The sequence below is a fragment of the Actinospineispora eucalypti genome, assembly GCF_039543365.1.
GTDB lineage: Bacteria > Actinomycetota > Actinomycetes > Mycobacteriales > Pseudonocardiaceae > Pseudonocardia > Pseudonocardia eucalypti.
Map to the genome: position 1 here is coordinate 351,694 of NZ_BAABJP010000007.1, position 15,664 is coordinate 367,357.

Consider the following 15,664-nt stretch of genomic DNA (forward strand, 5'->3'; position numbering starts at 1 on the left):
GACATTCGTGCTCGCAGTCGTCCCGCCACCGGTCACCGTGCGTGTTCCGGGCAAGGTGAACCTCCACCTGTCCGTCGGTGACCCACGCTCGGACGGATACCACGACCTGACCACGGTGTTCCACGCGGTGAGCCTGTTCGACGAGGTCACCGTGGCGGCCACCGACCAGCCCGGCGTCGAGGTGTACGGCGAGGGCGCGAACGACGACGGCCCGCTCGCGGTGCCGGCCGACGAGCGCAACCTGGCCTGGCGCGCGGTGCTGGCCCTGGCCAAGCTGGCCGGCCGGGAGCCGGACGTGCGGGTGGTGCTGCGCAAGCAGATCCCGGTGGCCGGCGGCATGGCCGGGGGCAGCGCGGACGCGGCGGCCACCCTGGTCGGGCTCTCCGCGCTGTGGAAGCTGGACCTGCCGCGCGACCAACTCGGCCAACTGGCCGCCGAGCTGGGCAGCGACGTGACGTTCGCGCTGCACGGCGGTACCGCGCTGGGCACCGGCCGGGGCGAGCGGCTGGTGCCGGTGCTCTCCCGGCACAGCCAGCACTGGGTCATCGCGCTGCACCACCGGGGCCTGTCCACACCGGACGCGTTCCGCGAGCTGGACCGGCTGCGCGGGCTCTCTCGTCCCGCCCGCCCCCCCGCGGCCTCGGCGACCGTGCCGCCCCGGGCGGGCGGGGTTGAGCCGGTGCTAGAGGCGCTGGCCTCCGGTGACCCGCGCCAGCTGGCGTTGCTGCTGGCCAACGACCTGCAGGCGGCGGCGGTGAGCCTGGAGCCGACGCTGCGCCGCACGCTGCGCGCCGGCGTGGAGGCGGGTGCGCTGGCCGGGATCGTGTCCGGGTCCGGGCCGAGCTGCGCGTTCCTCTGCGCCGACCAGGACGCCGCGATCGGCGTGGCGGCCGAGCTGGCCGGGGTGGGGGTGTGCCGCGCGGTCCGGGTGGCCCACGGCCCGGTGCCCGGCGCGCGGCTGGTGGAGGACGAGACCGGCCCGAACGGCGCGCCCCCCGCGCCGCCCCGCCTTCCCCCGGCCCGCGCCTGAGATGCCAAATCTGATCAACTTCGAGTCGGTGACCGCGCACGTCCCCGGCGACGCCGCGCGGGTGCTGCTGGACCGGGTGTCGCTCGGCGTGGCCGCCGGTGACCGGATCGGCGTGGTCGGCCTGAACGGCGGCGGCAAGACCACGCTGCTGGAGGTGCTCACCGGTACCCGGGAGCCGGACGGCGGCCGGGTCAGCCGGCAGCGCGACCTGCGCATCGCCGTCGTCACCCAGAACACTGAGCTGCCCGCCGGCGCACGGGTGCGGGACGTGGTGCTCGGCCGGCGCGCCACCGGCGCGGAGCACGAGTGGGCCGCCGACCCCCAGGTGCGCGAGGTGCTCGCCGGTCTGGAGATCACCGAGAGGAGCGGACGCGGAACGAGCATCGGCACCGAGAGGAGCGGACGCGGAACGAGCATCGGCACCGAGAGGAGCGGACGCGGAACGAGCATCGGCACCGAGAGGAGCGGACGCGGAACGAGCATCGGCACCGACCTGGAGCGCTCCGTGGACGGCATGTCCGGCGGCGAGCGCCGCCGGGTGGCGCTGGCCGCCGCACTGATCGGCTCGGCCGACGGCGAGGCGGACCTGGTGGTGCTGGACGAGCCGACCAACCACCTCGACGTCGAGGGCATCGCCTGGCTGGCCGAGTACCTGGTCAACCGGCGTCGCGCGGTCGTCGTGGTGACCCACGACCGGTGGTTCCTGGACGCGGTGTGCGACCGCACCTGGGAGGTGGCGAACGGCCGGGTGGAGGCGTACACGGGTGGCTACGCGGACTGGGTGTACGCCCGCGCGGAACGGGCCCGGCAGGCCGACGCGGCCGAGGAGCGCCGACGCAACCTGGCCCGCAAGGAGCTGGCCTGGCTGCGCCGCGGCGCCCCGGCCCGCACCTCCAAGCCCCGGTTCCGGATCGAGGCGGCCGAGGCGCTGATCGCCGCCGAACCGGACCCGCGCAACGCGCCCGAGCTGATGGCGTTCGCCTCGGCCCGGCTGGGCAAGACCGTGCTGGAACTCGAGGACGCGAGCCTTCGGGTGGCCGGCCGAGAGCTGCTCAACGGGGTGACCTGGCGGCTGGGTCCCGGTGACCGGATCGGCCTGGTCGGGGTGAACGGCTCCGGGAAGACCACGCTGCTGCGCGCGCTGGCCGGCGAGCGGGCGCTGGACGGCGGCCGGCTGGTCACCGGCAAGACCGTGCGCCTGGCCCACCTGACCCAGGAGCTGCGGGACGTGCCGGGCGAGCTGCGGGTGCTCGAGGCGGTCGAGCAGGTGGCCAACTACGTGCGGCTGGGCCGCGACGAGATGTCCGCGTCCTCGGTGCTGGAGCGGCTGGGCTTCCCGGCCAGCCGGCAGTGGACCCCGGTGGCCGAGCTCTCCGGCGGCGAACGGCGCCGGTTGCAGCTCACCCGGCTGCTGATGGACGAACCCAACGTGCTGCTGCTGGACGAGCCGACCAACGACCTGGACATCGACACGCTGCAACGCCTGGAGGACCTGCTCGACGGCTGGCCGGGCACCATGGTCGTGGTCAGCCACGACCGGTACCTCATCGAGCGGGTGTGTGACACGGTGGTGGCGCTGTTCGGCGACGGCCGGATCACCCACCTGCCCGGCGGCATCGAGGAGTACCTAGCGCGGAACGCGCTGGCCAAGCGGGCGCCCAGTTCGGCGCCCGCGGGAGATCGAGCCCGGCGCGCGTCGCCGGGTGCCGCCGATTCGCCCGCGCCGGTGACTCCGTCGGGCGCCAAACCGGGCGCCCGACCCAGCCCGGCTCCGCCGGGGACCTCCGCCGCCGCCCGACGGGACGCGCAGAAGGAGGCGCGCCGGCTGGAGCGCCGCCTGGAGGTGCTCGCGGACCGGGAGACGGCGCTGCACAAGGCGCTGGCCGAGGCCGCCACCGAGCCGGCCAAGCTGCTGGAACTGGACGCGGAGCTGCGCGCGCTGGTGTCCGAGCGGGCCACCGTGGAGGAGGAGTGGCTGCTCGCGGCGGAAACCGCCGAGGGTTGATCACATTATCCTACTGCCGGTAACTTAGGTCCGTCCCGAGGACGTGACGGAGGTGCCCGGTGCGGGTCTGCCAGGGAAATGTCGAGCCGGGTTTCGAGCCGGTCGCCCAGCTGTTCGAGCGGTTGTTCCGGGTCGCCGGGCGCGGCGGTGGTTCGTTCGTGCTGCGCCACCGGGACCGGGTGCTGGTGGACATCTGGGGCGGCGTGGCCGACCCGGCCACCGGGGCCGGCTGGTGGCGGGACACGCTGGCGCTGTCCTTCTCCACCACCAAGGGCGTGGCCGCCACGGTGATCCACCGGTTGGCCGACCGGGGACTGCTCGGTTACGACGACCCGGTGGCCGCGTTCTGGCCGGAGTTCGCGGCCGGCGGCAAGGACCGGATCACCGTGCGGCAGCTGCTGCGCCACCAGGCCGGCCTGGACCGGCTGGCCCCGATCGCGCCGGACGCCGACGCCCTGCTGGACCACCGGGCCGCCGAGCAACGGCTGGCCGCGCAGGCCCCGGACCACCGGCCGGGCTCCTCGGCCTATCACGCCATCACCTTCGGCTGGCTGTGCGCCGGCCTGGCCAGGGCGATCACCGGCAAGGGCATGGCCGAGCTGGTGCGCACCGAGCTGGCCGAGCCGCTGGGCGTGGACGGCCTGCACATCGGGCGGCCCGACCCGGACAGCCAGAGGGTGGCCGCGACCATCGGCGAGCTTCGGCCAATGCCGGACCTGCTGGCCCGGTTCGTCGCCCTGCCGTTCCCGATCACCCTGCCGCACCGGCGGATCGCCGAGGCGATGCTCTCGCCCGGGGTGAACGAGGTCTTCCGGCCACCCTGCCCGCCGGTGCTGGACACCGAGATGCCCTCGGCCAACGGCCTGTTCACCGCCGAGTCGCTGGCCACGCTGTACGGCGCGCTGGCCAACGGCGGGGCGGTGAACGGCCGCCGCCTGCTCACCGGCGGCACCGTGCACGACCTGGCCCGGCCGCCGCGCAGCCGGGTGCCGGACCTGGCGCTGGGCTTCCCGATGTACTGGCGGCTGGGCTATCACCAGGCCTTCGTGCCCGGGGTGCGGATGCCGACCGCGTTCGGGCACTACGGCTACGCGGGCTCCGGCGCGTGGGCCGACCCGGCCACCGGGCTGTCCGCCGCGTTCGTGAGCAACCGCGTCTACCCGCTGTCCAACGCCATGGGTGACCTCGCCCTGGTCCGGCTGTCCCGGCTGTGCGTGCGGACCTTCCGCGCGCTACAGCGGCCGGGCGCCCTCTCCGCCTGACAACGCGCGCGGCCGGGCCAGGGCGAGCGCCGCCGACACGGCGGTGAACGCCACGCCCATCCAGAACGCCCTCGGTGCGAGCGCGGCCTGGTGCACGACCAGCCCGGCGGCCGCCGGGCCGATCACCGCGCCGACGTTGAACGCGGTGGTGGCCACCGCGCCGGCGATGCGGGGCGCGTCCGGGCTGGCCGCCCGGACGATCGCGGCGATCAGCGTGGACCCGATGCCGAACGCGCTCGCCCCGATGACCAGCGCGAACACCAGCAACCCGGCCAGCGACCGCCCGGCGAACAGGGCGGCGGCCAGCCACACCCCGGCCAGCACCGGCAGGCCAAGGGTGAGCAGTCGCCGGCCGAAGCGGTCGGCGTAGCGCCCGGCCAGGGTGACCCCGGCGAACGAGCCGACCCCGAACAGCGCCAGCGCCACCGGAACGCCGAACCCGCCGGACAGCGTCCCGGCCAGCGTGCCGAGGTAGGTGAAGCCGGCGAAGGTCGCGGCGTTGACCAGCACCCCCAGCGTGATCACCACCGGCAGCCCGGCCCGGCGCAGCGTCCGCCACTCCCGGCGGGCGGGACCCTCGGCCGAGACGTCCAGCGCGGAACGCGCTCGCCGAGTGTGCGCCCGGTTCGGCGCACACGGGAGACACCGTGACGTGCGGCGGGTGAGCAGGGCCAGCGTGACCAGTGCGGCCGCCGTGAGGACGGCGATCGCCCAGAACGCGGCGCGCCAGCCGAGCAGCTGGCCGAGCACGGTCCCGGCCGGCACGCCGACAATGCAGGCCAGCGTCACCCCGGACAGGATCACCGAGGTGGCCCGCCCGAGCGCGGCGGGCGGAACGAGCGCGGGCAGGCTGGCCAGCGTGATGGCCAGGAAGCCCGCGTTGGCGATCGCCGCGACACCCCGGCTGGCCAGCAGCGGCCCGAAGTCCGGGGTGAGCGCGCCGAACACGTGGCTGGCGCCGAACAGCCCGAGAAACCCGATCAGCGCGGTGCGCCGGGGCACCGCGCCGACCGCCATCGCCATGGCCGGCGCGCCGACCACCATGCCGACCGCGAATACCGACGTGAGCAGGCCCGCGACGCCGACCGAGACGCCGAGGTCGGCGGCGATCGGGGCGAGCAGGCCGGACAGCATGAACTCCGATGTGCCCTGCGCGAAAACGGCGGCAGCCAGCACGAATACCACTACGGGCATTGTTGGGGATCCCAATCAGGAGGGTTACAGAGGGCAGCGCGATACGCGCTACCGTCTGGACGCCTCCGGGGAGCTCACGTCGGCAACCTACCTCACAGCCGGCGGGGCGCCCGATTAGTTTTCCGTCGGTGGCCGGTCTGCCCGTTCATTCCACCGCATTCCACCGACCGGAAGGGACCGACATCATGACCACCACCCACCAGCCGAGCCGGGCCGCCACCGTCACCGCGGTGGTCATCACCGTGCTGACCGCCCTGTTCCTGCTCTTCGACTCCGTCACCAAGCTGATCCGGCTGCCCTTCGTGGTGGACGCCACCGTGCAGATGGGCTTCCCGGACTCCAGCGTGCGGATCATCGGCGGCACGCTGCTGGTCTGCCTGGTGCTGTACCTGGTGCCGCGCACCGCGATCCTGGGCGCCGTGCTGCTCACCGGTTACCTGGGCGGCGCGCTGTGCGCCCAGCTGCGCATCGAGGCGCCGCTGTTCTCCACCCTGCTGTTCCCGATCTACGTCGGGGTGCTGGTGTGGCTGCCGCTGTACCTGCGCAACGACCTGGTCCGGCGGATCGTGAAGGTCGGCCGTTAGGGTCGGGTGTGCCCCGAGCGACCGCCCCGGACGGAACCCTGATCGCCTACCAGACCGCCGGAACGGGACCGCCGCTGTTGCTGCTGGCCGGGCAGTCCTGCACCCACGAGTGGTGGCAGGGCGTGCGCGGGGACTTCGAGCCGCATCGGACGACCGTCACGCTGGACTACCGGGGGACCGGGGACAGCGACAAGCCCGACGTGCCGTACAGCACGCCGGGCTTCGCCGTGGATGCCCTCGCGGTGCTGGACGCGCTGGGCGCCGAACGGGCCGACGTGTACGGCACCTCGATGGGCGGCCGGGTCGCCCAGTGGCTGGCCGCCCGCCACCCGGACCGGGTGCGCCGGCTGGTGCTGGGCTGCACCTCGCCCGGAGGCCCGCGAGCGGTGGAGCGCACCGAGGAGGTGCGCCGGTCCCTGGCCGACCCCGACCCGGCCAGGGCGCGTGAGGCGCTGCTGGACCTGATGTACACCCCGGAATGGCTGGCCACCCACCCCGGCCCGCACGGCACCCTCGGCGACCCGCGAATGCCCCGGCACGCCCGGCACCACCACCTGGTGGCCAGCGCCCGGCACGACGCCTCCGCCGTGCTCGCCGACATCACCGCGCCGACCCTGGTGCTGCACGGCACCGACGACCGGCTGAACCCGGCGGCCAACGCCGACCTGCTGGTCGAGGGCATCCGGGACGCCCGGCTGGAGCTGTTCCCCGGTGCCCGGCACGCCTACTTCGAGGAGTGCCGCGACGAGGCGGGCAAGCTGGTCAACGACTTCCTGGCGGCTTGGAGCCTGCCCCGTGGATCTATGCCGAGCGAGCGGTGATCCAGATGGATGCATCGCAAGGCGGAGGAGGGAGGCATAGCGGAGCTATGTCGACCGACGACAACGCCGCGAGGCGCCATCTGGGCACCGCGCAGCCGGCTGAAGGATCCGCGGGGCAGGCTCCAATGTTGGACGAACACATCCGCACCGCGCTGGCGGTCACCAGGGCCAACGGGGCACCGCCGCTGGCCGTGCTGCTCGGCATGGGGCCGGTGTGGCCGACCGAGGCGGCGGTGGAGCTACGGTACTCGCCGGACCGGCCGCGCCCGGCGGTGCCGCTGGGCATGCCGGACGCGGCGATGCTGGCCGACTTCGCGCTGGCCGCCGCCCTGCGCACCCGCTACGCCGGCGGGCAGAGCATCCCCACGGTGAGCCTCACCGTGCAGCTGTCCGAGCCGGTGGTGCCGGCCGACCTGCGGGTGCGGGCCTGGCCCGGCGAGCCGGCGGACGGGCTGGCCGACGCGCGCGGCGAACTGGTCAGCGGGGACCGGGTGGTGGGCAGCGCGCTGGGCAGCTTCGTGGTGCGCGACACGGCCGAAAAGGCCCGCACGCTGCCGTGGACGCGCCGGTGGGAGGCCCCGTCGGTGGACCCGATCCCGGCCGAGGGGCTGACCGAGCAGGAGCGGGCGGTGCTGCGGGACCTGCTGCGCGCGGCGGAGACGCCGGACGGCGACCGGTCCTGGATCGAGCGGCTGCTGGAGCTGTCCCGCAACGGCGCGGGCTGGCGGCCCAGCTCGGCCATGTTCAACCGGGGCGGCACCGTCCAGGGCGGGGTGATCTTCGCCCTGGCCCACGCCGCCGCCTGTTCGGCCGTGCCCGTGGACGGACCGTTGCGGATGGTGTCCGGGCACGTAGCGTTCGCCGCGCCGGCCGGCACCGGCGCACCGATCACCCCCGCGGCCTCGCTCTCCCATGCCACCAGGCGGACGTACTTCGCCCGTTCCGAGCTGCGCCAGGCCGACCGCACGATCGCGGTCGGCGACTTCGTCCTCCGAAGCGCCGGCCGAGGCTGAGCGGGTGGTTCGTTGCGGCTGTTCGGCCCAGCCCAGGCCGGTCCACCGGCGTCTCGAGCGTCGCCCCGCTTCCGTGCCTCGGTTACGGATCGTGATCAGACTGCGATCCGGCTCGGGCGGGTAGTTTCGTCGAGCGCTGGCTCAGTCCGGTGAATTCCATGATCGGAGGGGACTGAGCCGACTCTCGGTGGGGTGACGGTAGCTCAGGCACGTTCGGACGTTGCTCCGGCAATTGCGGTGCGTAGCGAAAGGGTGGGGCCGGGTGCCCAGGGGCAGCGCAACCGGCCGGCCGTCCTGGAGGGTGGGGACGGGACTACGCGCCGGTGCTCTCGCCCAGTTCGGCCAGTAGCAGGGCCTCGGCCAGTACGGCCTTCTCGAACATGCCCAGGTGCAGGCTCTCGTCGATGCCGTGCCAGCGGCTCGCCGGGTCGCCCACGCCGGTGACCAGCACCGCCGCGCCGGGGAAGGTGCGGGCGAACTCGGCGATGAACGGGATCGACCCGCCGATGCCCACCTCGACCGCCGCGTTGCCGTACGCCTCGCCGAAGGTGCGCCGGGCCACGTCGTACACCGTGCCGACCGCGTCCAGCTCGAACGGCGCCGCGGCGGCGCCGGGGGTCACCGTGACGTGCACGCCCCACGGCGCGTGCGCCACCAGGTGCTCGGTCAGCGCGCGCTGCGCCACCGCAGGGTCCTGGCCAGGGGCGATGCGCAGGCTGACCGCCGCGCGCGCCGAGGGCAGCAGCACGTTCGCCGCCTCGGCCACCCGGGGCGCGTCCACGCCGAGCACCGCGACCGCGGGCTGCTGCCAGAGCCGTTCCACCAGCTTGCCGGTGCCGAGCAGGTCCACCCCGTCCAGCACGGCCGCGTCCGAGCGGAACTGCGCCTCGTCCAGGTCCGGGGCGTCCGAGGTGTTGTGCACCAGGCCGGTCACCGCCACCCGGCCCTTGTCGTCGTGCAGCGTGGCCAACAGCCGGCACAGCGCGGTGAGCGCGTCACCCAGCGGGCCGCCGTAGACGCCGGAGTGGGCCGGCCGCTCCAGCATGCGCACCTCGACGGTGCAGTCCACCAGGCCGCGCAGGCTGGTGGTCAGCGCCGGCACGTCGGTGGCCGGGTTGCCCGAGTCGGCGATCACGATGACGTCCGCCGACAGCCGGTCGCGGTGCTCGGCGAGCAGCTGGGTGAGGGTGGGGGAGCCGGACTCCTCCTCGCCCTCGATGAACAGCGTCACGCCCACCGGCGGGCCGCCGCGCAGTTCGCGGAACGCCCGGAGAACCGCCAGGTGCATCATCACGCCGGCCTTGTCGTCCGCCGCGCCACGCCCGTACAGCCGGCCGTCCCGCTCGGTGGGCTGGAACGGCGGGCTGGTCCAGTGCTCGTCGCCGCCGGTCGGCTGCACGTCGTGGTGCGCGTAGAGCAGCACGGTCGGGGTGCCGGGTGGGCCGGGCCAGTGCGCCAGCACCGCCGGGGCGCCCTCCGGCGCGGCCACGATGTCCACGCTGGCCGCCCCGGCGTCCCTGGCCAGTGCGGCCACCGCTTCTGCGGAGCGCCGGGTGTCGTCCCGGTGCGCCGGGTCGGCCCAGATGCTGGGAATCTTGACCAGGCTCTCCAGGTCGGACCGGGCCGGAGGGAGGGCGTTCCGCACGGCGCTGCGCAAGTCGGGCACGCGCCCGAGGCTACTCGCCCGTAGGCTTCCGCCGTGAGCCGCTTCCTGGACCTGCTGCTGACCAGCGCCGCCGAATCGCCGAGGGGGATGACCACCGGCGAACCCCGTGAGCCGGTGCGCCGAACCTGGGCCGAGGTGCACGCCGTGGCCCGCCGGATGGCCGCCGACCTGGCCGGCAACGGCCTGACCCCGGGGACCTCGGTCGCCGTCCTGGCCGGCGAGCCCGCGCTGATCGCGCCGGCCGCGCAGGGCATCTGGCTGGCCGGCGGCAGCGTCACCATGCTGCACCAGCCGACCCCGCGCACCGACCTGGCCGAGTGGGCCGCCGACACGGTCAAGGTGCTGGACATGATCGGCGCCGGGCTGGTGCTGCTCGGGCCGCCGTTCGACCCGCTGGCCGACGTGCTCACCGAGCGCGGCATCACCGTCCGGCCGATCGCAGAGCTCGGCGAGGGAATCGCCGAGGGCCCGGCCCTGCCGGACGTGCCGCACAGCGAGGACGACATCGCGCTGCTCCAGCTGACCAGTGGCTCCACCGCCGAGCCGAAGGCGGTGCGGATCACCCACCGCAACCTGTACGCCAACCTGACCGCGATGGTGCAGGCCTCCGAGTTGCGGGTGGACCGGGACGTGATGGTGTCCTGGCTGCCGCTGTTCCACGACATGGGCATGGTCGGGTTCATGACCGTGCCGATGGCCGTGGGCCTGGAACTGGTGACCGTCACCCCGGCGGACTTCCTCGGCCGGCCGCTGCTGTGGGCCGACCTGATCAGCCGCTACGGCGGCACGGTGACCGCCGCGCCCAACTTCGCCTACGCGGTGCTGGGCCGGCAGCTGGGCCGGGCCGAGGACGGTTCGCTGGACCTGTCCACGCTGCGGTTCGCGCTGAACGGCGCCGAGCCGATCGACCCGGACGCGGTGGCCTCGTTCACCGACGCCGGCGCCCGTTTCGGGTTGCGCGCGGAGTGCGTGGTGGCCGCGTACGGCATGGCGGAGACCGCGCTCGGCGTCTCCTTCGCGCCGATCGAGACCGGCCTGCGGGTGGACATTATTGACGCAGAGGCTCTGGAGGCGGAGAAGCGTGCGGTGCCGGCTTCGGGTGATCGGCCGGCGCGCCGGTTCCCGCTGCTCGGGCCGCCGCTGCCCGGCCTTTCGGCGCGCGTGGTCGGCGAGGACGGCCGGGTGCTCGGCGATCGCGAGGTGGGCGGCATCCAGCTGCGCGGCGAGGCGGTCACCCCCGGCTACCTGACCGTGGACGGCCCGCTGGCCACCCAGGACGCGGACGGCTGGCTGGACACCGGCGACCAGGGCTACCTGGCCGACGGCATCGTGGTGGTCTGCGGCCGGCTCAAGGACGTGATCATCATGGGCGGCCGGAACATCTACCCGACCGACATCGAGCGCGCCGCCGGCGAGGTGGACGGGGTGCGCGCGGGCAACGCGGTCGCGGTGCGGCTGGACGCGGGCAGCGGTGTCGGCGCGAGCAAGCGGGAGTCCTTCCTGGTCGCGGTGGAGTCCCGACGAGCGGGCGACGCCGAGGCCGAGTCGCTGATCCGCAAAGAGGTCACCGCGAAGGTGTTCTCGGCGATCGGCGCCCGCCCGGCCCGGGTGGAGGTGCTGGCCCCCGGCTCGCTGCCCAAGACCCCGTCGGGCAAGCTCCGCCGGGCCGCCACCAAGGACCTGCTCGACTCACGGCCAGAGTAGTTCGGTGCGCCAGCCGCCGGCCGGGTCGCGGCGGTAGCGCAGCCGGATGTGCCGGCGGTCGTGCCTGGCCTGCCAGAACTCCACGCTGTTCGGGGTGACCAGGTAGCGGGTCCAGCCGGGCGCGACCAGCTCCGGGTCCTCGGCTATGCGGCGGCGGGCCTGTTCGGCGGCCGCGCGCAGCTCGGCCGGGTCGTTCAGCACCTCGGACTGGTGCCCGATGAACGCCTCGGTGCGGGACTCCGGCGAGCGTTCCCGGAAGTCCCGGGCGGACACCTCCGGGGCGCACGGCGCGGCGGTGCCGCGTACCCGTACCTGCCGCCCCCGGCCGGGCCAGAAGAAGGTGAGCGCGGCGGCCGGGTTGGCCTCGAGCTGGCCGCCCTTCGGGCTGTCCGCGCTGGTGGCGACCGCGAAGCCGGTGCCGTCGAAGTCCTTGAGGATGACCACCCTGGCGTCCGGTGCGCCGTCGGCGTCCACGGTGGACAGGGTCACCGCGTGCGGCGCGAGCAGGTGCCGGCCGGCGTCCTCCAGCCATTCCCGGAACAGGTGGTGCGGCTGGGCCGGCGGATCGTCGGTGGGGAAGTCCGGCATCTGGTCGGGAAAGGACGGCCAACCGCGCAGCATGCTCACGTTCGGGACTCTAGTGATCGCGGCTCGGCGGCCAGGTTCGCGCGGGCGTGGGCCTCCCCCTCCATCAGGCGAGGCCGAGCCGGAACAGGGCCGAGGCGTTCTCCGAGGAGAACTTGCGGCGGTCCTCGTCGGAGGCGAACCGGCCGAGGAAGGAACCGATCTCCTCCCGGGTCGGCTTTTGGAACGGGTAGTCGGTGGAGAAGATCAGTCGGTCCACGGAGGTCACCGACAGCGCGTGGTTCAGCAGCGCCGGGTTGAGCATCCCGGACGTGGTGATGAAGAAGTTCGACCGTATGTAGTCGGACACCGATCGTTGCAGGCCGGCGATGCGGGAAAGGCTGTCCGCCCGGTCCAGCCAGAACAGCAGCATCTCGCCCCAGTGGCCCAGCACGATCCGCAGGTCGGGATGCCGGTCGAAGGTGCCCCGGATGATCAGCCGCAGCGCCGCGGTCGCGGCGTCCAGGTGCCAGCCCCAACCGAACGTGGCGAGGGCGAGGTTTGTCATCGGGTCGAAGCCGCGGTACGAGGCGTCGCGCAGTGCGGACGACGGCAGTTGGGGGTGGATGAAGACAGGTTGCCCGAGATGCGCCGCGGCCGAGAAGAAGTCGTCGTACACCGGGTCGTCGAGGAACAGATCGCCGGACCGGCCGTAGACCATGGTGCCCACGTGACCCAGGCTCTCGGCTCGTTCGAGCTCCGCCGCGACCCGTTCCGGGGCCGACATGGGCAAGGTGGAGAGCGAACGGAACCTGGTCGGATGGTTGCCGACGGCCGAGGCGGCGATGTCGTTCGCGGTGCGGCTCAGGCGTACGGCGTCCCCGGGCGGCAGCGGCTGGGCTCCCGGCGGCGTCAGGGCGAGGATCGACACGTCGATTCCCTGGGCGTCCATCTCTGCCAGCCGGCCGGCGCTCATGTCTTCCAGGCGCCGGCGGTTGTCGCCCATCTCGTTGAAGGCGAGGCTTTCGTCGCGAAGTCGCGCCGGCATGGCTTCCAGCGCGGACGTCAGTTCCGGCAGCATCCAGTGTTCTTCGATCGCGATGAGGGTCACGGCCGCCATCCTGCCCGCCCAGCCGCCGGGGCAAGGGAGGACTCGGCGATGCGGGTGGCCAGCCGGCTGAGCCGGTCGCGGTCGCGCGTGGACAGCACGCCGACGGTCCCGCGGTCGTCAGACTCGTCGGGGTCCCGCTCGCCGACGTGGAACGCGCCTGGACCGAGCCCGAGCAGGCTGGGCGCCGCACGGTGCTGATCCCGAACCAAGGCGTGTCCGGTGGATGCGCCCTAGACCGGCCGCCCGAACAGCGCGGCCAACCGGGTGTCCGACTCGGCCAGCTCGGCCAGCCCGTAGGTCGAGGTACTGGCCAGCAGCTCGTCCGCCCCGGTCCGTGCGAACAGCTCCTCGAGCCGCTCGGACACCGTGACCTCGTCCCCCAGGACGGTCCGGTCCAGCGCGGACTCGACCACCGAGCGCTGCCGCCCGGTCAGCACCCGCGAGCCGTCCGGCGGGGCCAGCGCGGGGAAGGCGCCGACGGTGCGCGCTTCGGCCAGCGCCCATGCCTCCGGCAGGGCCAGTTCCCGCGCGGCGGAGACCGAGTCGGCGACCAGCACGTCCAGCGAGATCATCAGGTATCCGGCCGAGCCGGCCCGGGCGCGGTAGTCGGCCAGCCGGTCGACCAGTTCGGAGTTCCAGAGCACCGGGCCGCCGATGACGACCGGCAGCCCGGCGTTCCCGGCCAGCTCCAGGCCGTGGCCGGTGGCCAGCACGAACACCGGTGGTGGGCGCTCCAGCCGGGGCCGGGCGGTGACCGGGGCGCGTCCGTCCAGGTAACCGAGCAGCTCGGTGAGGTCCTCGGCGAAGGTGTCCGAGTCGTCGGCGCGCAGCGCCCGGCGGACCGGCGGGGTGAAGCCCAGTGACCGGCCCACACCGAGGTCGATGCGCCCCGGGTACAGCGCATCCAGCATGCCGAACTGTTCGGCCACCACCAGCGGCTGGTGGTTGGGCAGCATCACCCCGCCCGAACCCACCCGGATCGTCTCGGTGCGCGCGGCCACCGCCGCGATCAGCACCGGCGGGCTGCCGCCGGCGATGCCGGGCACCGCGTGGTGCTCGGCCACCCAGAACCGGTGGTAACCCAGCCGCTCGGCGCGCTGGGCCCGGGCGACGGTGTGCCGCAACGCGGCCGCGTCGGGCTCATCGGCCCTGGTCCGCGACCGGTCCAACAGCGACAACCGCACGTTCCCGAACATCACCGGACGGAACGCCCGCCGCCGCCACCGGGATTCCCCGGTGAGACGAGGACGTGACCCGCAGATCATTCAGCCGGCTGCGCGGCGCCCAGACGAACGCCTCGCGGCGTTGTCCTCCTCGCCCATAGCTCCGCTATGAGCTCGTCGTCCGCCTTGCGATGCATCCGTCTGGATCACCGCTCGCTCGGCATAGATCCGCGGGTCACGTCCTAACCAGACAGCGCGTGGAACTTGTTCTGCGCGGCCTCGAGGCCGTCGGAGAGCAGCGCCTCCACGGCGTCCGCGCACAGGTCGACGGCCAGGTCCACGTCGGAGCGCTCGGCCGAGGAGAACCGGCGCAGCACGAAGTCGGCGGCGTCCATCCGGCCCGGAGGGCGGCCGATGCCGAACCGGGCGCGCAGGTAGTCCCGGGAGCCCAGTGACTGGCTGATCGAGCGCAGCCCGTTGTGGCCGCCCTCGCCGCCGCCCCGCTTGAGCCGGATCACGCCGAAACCCAGGTCCAGGTCGTCGTGCACCACGATCAGCTCGGTCGGCGGCACCCGGTAGTAGCGGGCCACCGAGCTGACCGGGCCACCGGAGACGTTCATGTAGGAGCGGGGCTTGGCCAGCACCGCACGGGCGCCGGCCAGCCGGCCCTCGGCCACGTCGGCAACGCCCTTGTGCGGGCGGAACTTCGCGCCCGCCCGGTCGGCCAGCAGGTCGACCACGGCGAAGCCGACGTTGTGCCGGGTGTCCGCGTACTTGGGGCCCGGGTTGCCCAGGCCTACGACCAGCGCGGTGCCGGCCGGGTCAGCTTTCTTCAGCGGGAGTCTCAGGCGCATCCTCGACCACACCAGCACCCTCGGCATCCACGGCACCCTCCATGGCCTCGGCGGTCGGCGAGGCGACCACGTTGGCCACCAGGTACTCGGCGTCGGTGCGCAGCTCCACACCGTCCGGCAGCGGTACCTGGCCGGCCTGGATCTGGGTGCCGACCTCCAGGCCCTCCACGGAGACCTCCAGCGACTCCGGGATGCTGGACACGTCGGCCTCGACCTCGAGCCGGTCCAGCTCCTGGGTGACCAGGGTGCCGGACGCGGCGTCGCCGATGACGTGCACCGGGACCTCCACGGTGACCTTCTCACCGCGCTTGATCACCAGCAGGTCGACGTGCTCGATGTAGTTGCGGATCGGGTGGGTGACCACGGTCTTGGGCAGCGCCAGCTGCGGGCCGCTGTCCAGGGCGAGGGTGAGCACCGCGTTGCGGCCGTGCTCGCGCAGGGTGCGCGCGAACTCCAGCGCCGGCAGGGCGAGGTGCACCGGCTCGCTGCCCCGGCCGTAGAGCACCGCCGGAATCTGCCCGGCGCGTCGGACCCGGCGGGCCGCGCCCTTCCCGAACTCGGTGCGGGTTTCGGCTTGGATGCGTGCTTCGGCCACGGGGGTACTCCTCGAACTGACGAATCTGCAAAAGGTCTCGGCGGCCTCGGCGCGACACGTTGACGTGTCTGATCAAACCGGACCAGAGCCGTCAACCG

Annotated in this window: 15 protein-coding genes; 7 read left to right on the forward strand and 8 right to left on the reverse strand. The window is 73.8% G+C overall.

Annotation, left to right across the window (positions count from 1 at the left end; genetic code table 11):
* Nucleotides 1-7: 7 nt before the first annotated feature.
* Genes ABEB12_RS09205 through ABEB12_RS09215 form a run of 3 tightly spaced genes read left to right on the forward strand, consistent with a single transcriptional unit; the run spans nt 8 to nt 4,297 of the window.
* Nucleotides 8-1,030, forward strand: coding sequence for a 4-(cytidine 5'-diphospho)-2-C-methyl-D-erythritol kinase (locus ABEB12_RS09205; RefSeq protein WP_185066687.1), 1,023 nt, complete (start codon nt 8-10; stop codon nt 1,028-1,030).
* A gap of 1 nt (nt 1,031) precedes the next feature.
* A complete protein-coding gene (locus tag ABEB12_RS09210) occupies nt 1,032-3,035 on the forward strand; it encodes an ABC-F family ATP-binding cassette domain-containing protein (RefSeq protein WP_345702685.1) in 2,004 nt (667 codons plus the stop codon).
* 59 nt (nt 3,036-3,094) lie between these two features.
* Complete coding sequence (locus ABEB12_RS09215; RefSeq protein ID WP_185066685.1) at nt 3,095-4,297, forward strand: serine hydrolase; 1,203 nt, start codon at nt 3,095-3,097, stop codon at nt 4,295-4,297.
* Here the strand turns inward: ABEB12_RS09215 and ABEB12_RS09220 are convergent.
* A complete protein-coding gene (locus ABEB12_RS09220) occupies nt 4,268-5,491 on the reverse strand; it encodes an MFS transporter (protein WP_185066684.1) in 1,224 nt (407 codons plus the stop codon). The genes ABEB12_RS09215 and ABEB12_RS09220 overlap by 30 nt on opposite strands.
* Nucleotides 5,492-5,676: 185 nt before the next feature.
* On the opposite strand from ABEB12_RS09220, the gene ABEB12_RS09225 reads away from it, so the two are divergent.
* From ABEB12_RS09225 to ABEB12_RS09235, 3 genes are all read left to right on the forward strand, one after another.
* Nucleotides 5,677-6,075, forward strand: a complete 399-nt coding sequence (locus tag ABEB12_RS09225; protein ID WP_185066683.1) for a DoxX family protein — start codon at nt 5,677-5,679, stop codon at nt 6,073-6,075.
* Between the two features lie 8 nt (nt 6,076-6,083).
* On the forward strand, nt 6,084-6,896 hold the full coding sequence (locus tag ABEB12_RS09230) for an alpha/beta fold hydrolase (RefSeq protein ID WP_185066682.1): 813 nt from the start codon (nt 6,084-6,086) through the stop codon (nt 6,894-6,896).
* 125 nt (nt 6,897-7,021) lie between these two features.
* Nucleotides 7,022-7,909 (forward strand): acyl-CoA thioesterase domain-containing protein, encoded by an 888-nt coding sequence (locus tag ABEB12_RS09235; protein ID WP_185066681.1) that lies wholly within the window; start codon nt 7,022-7,024, stop codon nt 7,907-7,909.
* A gap of 313 nt (nt 7,910-8,222) precedes the next feature.
* Here the strand turns inward: ABEB12_RS09235 and ABEB12_RS09240 are convergent, their stop codons facing one another.
* Nucleotides 8,223-9,575 (reverse strand): M20/M25/M40 family metallo-hydrolase, encoded by a 1,353-nt coding sequence (locus tag ABEB12_RS09240; protein ID WP_185066680.1) that lies wholly within the window; start codon nt 9,573-9,575, stop codon nt 8,223-8,225.
* A 33-nt stretch (nt 9,576-9,608) separates the two neighbouring features.
* On the opposite strand from ABEB12_RS09240, the gene ABEB12_RS09245 reads away from it, so the two are divergent.
* Nucleotides 9,609-11,279: a long-chain-fatty-acid--CoA ligase gene (locus ABEB12_RS09245; RefSeq protein WP_185066679.1), complete on the forward strand. Its 1,671-nt coding sequence runs from the start codon at nt 9,609-9,611 to the stop codon at nt 11,277-11,279.
* Here ABEB12_RS09245 and ABEB12_RS09250 read toward each other — a convergent pair.
* The 6 genes from ABEB12_RS09250 to ABEB12_RS09275 form a co-directional block, all read right to left on the reverse strand.
* On the reverse strand, nt 11,265-11,906 hold the full coding sequence (locus ABEB12_RS09250; RefSeq protein ID WP_185066678.1) for a pyridoxal 5'-phosphate synthase: 642 nt from the start codon (nt 11,904-11,906) through the stop codon (nt 11,265-11,267). The genes ABEB12_RS09245 and ABEB12_RS09250 overlap by 15 nt on opposite strands.
* A 64-nt stretch (nt 11,907-11,970) precedes the next feature.
* Nucleotides 11,971-12,954 (reverse strand): amidohydrolase family protein, encoded by a 984-nt coding sequence (locus ABEB12_RS09255; RefSeq protein ID WP_185066677.1) that lies wholly within the window; start codon nt 12,952-12,954, stop codon nt 11,971-11,973.
* A complete protein-coding gene (locus tag ABEB12_RS09260) occupies nt 12,951-13,163 on the reverse strand; it encodes a hypothetical protein (protein WP_185066676.1) in 213 nt (70 codons plus the stop codon). Before ABEB12_RS09260 ends, ABEB12_RS09255 begins: the two co-directional genes overlap by 4 nt.
* Nucleotides 13,164-13,184: 21 nt before the next feature.
* Entirely contained in the window at nt 13,185-14,150 is a 966-nt protein-coding gene (locus ABEB12_RS09265) for an MsnO8 family LLM class oxidoreductase (RefSeq protein WP_221499085.1), read from the reverse strand.
* Between the two features lie 209 nt (nt 14,151-14,359).
* Nucleotides 14,360-14,971, reverse strand: coding sequence for an aminoacyl-tRNA hydrolase (gene pth / locus ABEB12_RS09270; protein ID WP_185066753.1), 612 nt, complete (start codon nt 14,969-14,971; stop codon nt 14,360-14,362).
* Nucleotides 14,940-15,566, reverse strand: coding sequence for a 50S ribosomal protein L25/general stress protein Ctc (locus ABEB12_RS09275; RefSeq protein ID WP_185066675.1), 627 nt, complete (start codon nt 15,564-15,566; stop codon nt 14,940-14,942). Before ABEB12_RS09275 ends, pth begins: the two co-directional genes overlap by 32 nt.
* Between the last annotated feature and the right edge of the window lie 98 nt (nt 15,567-15,664).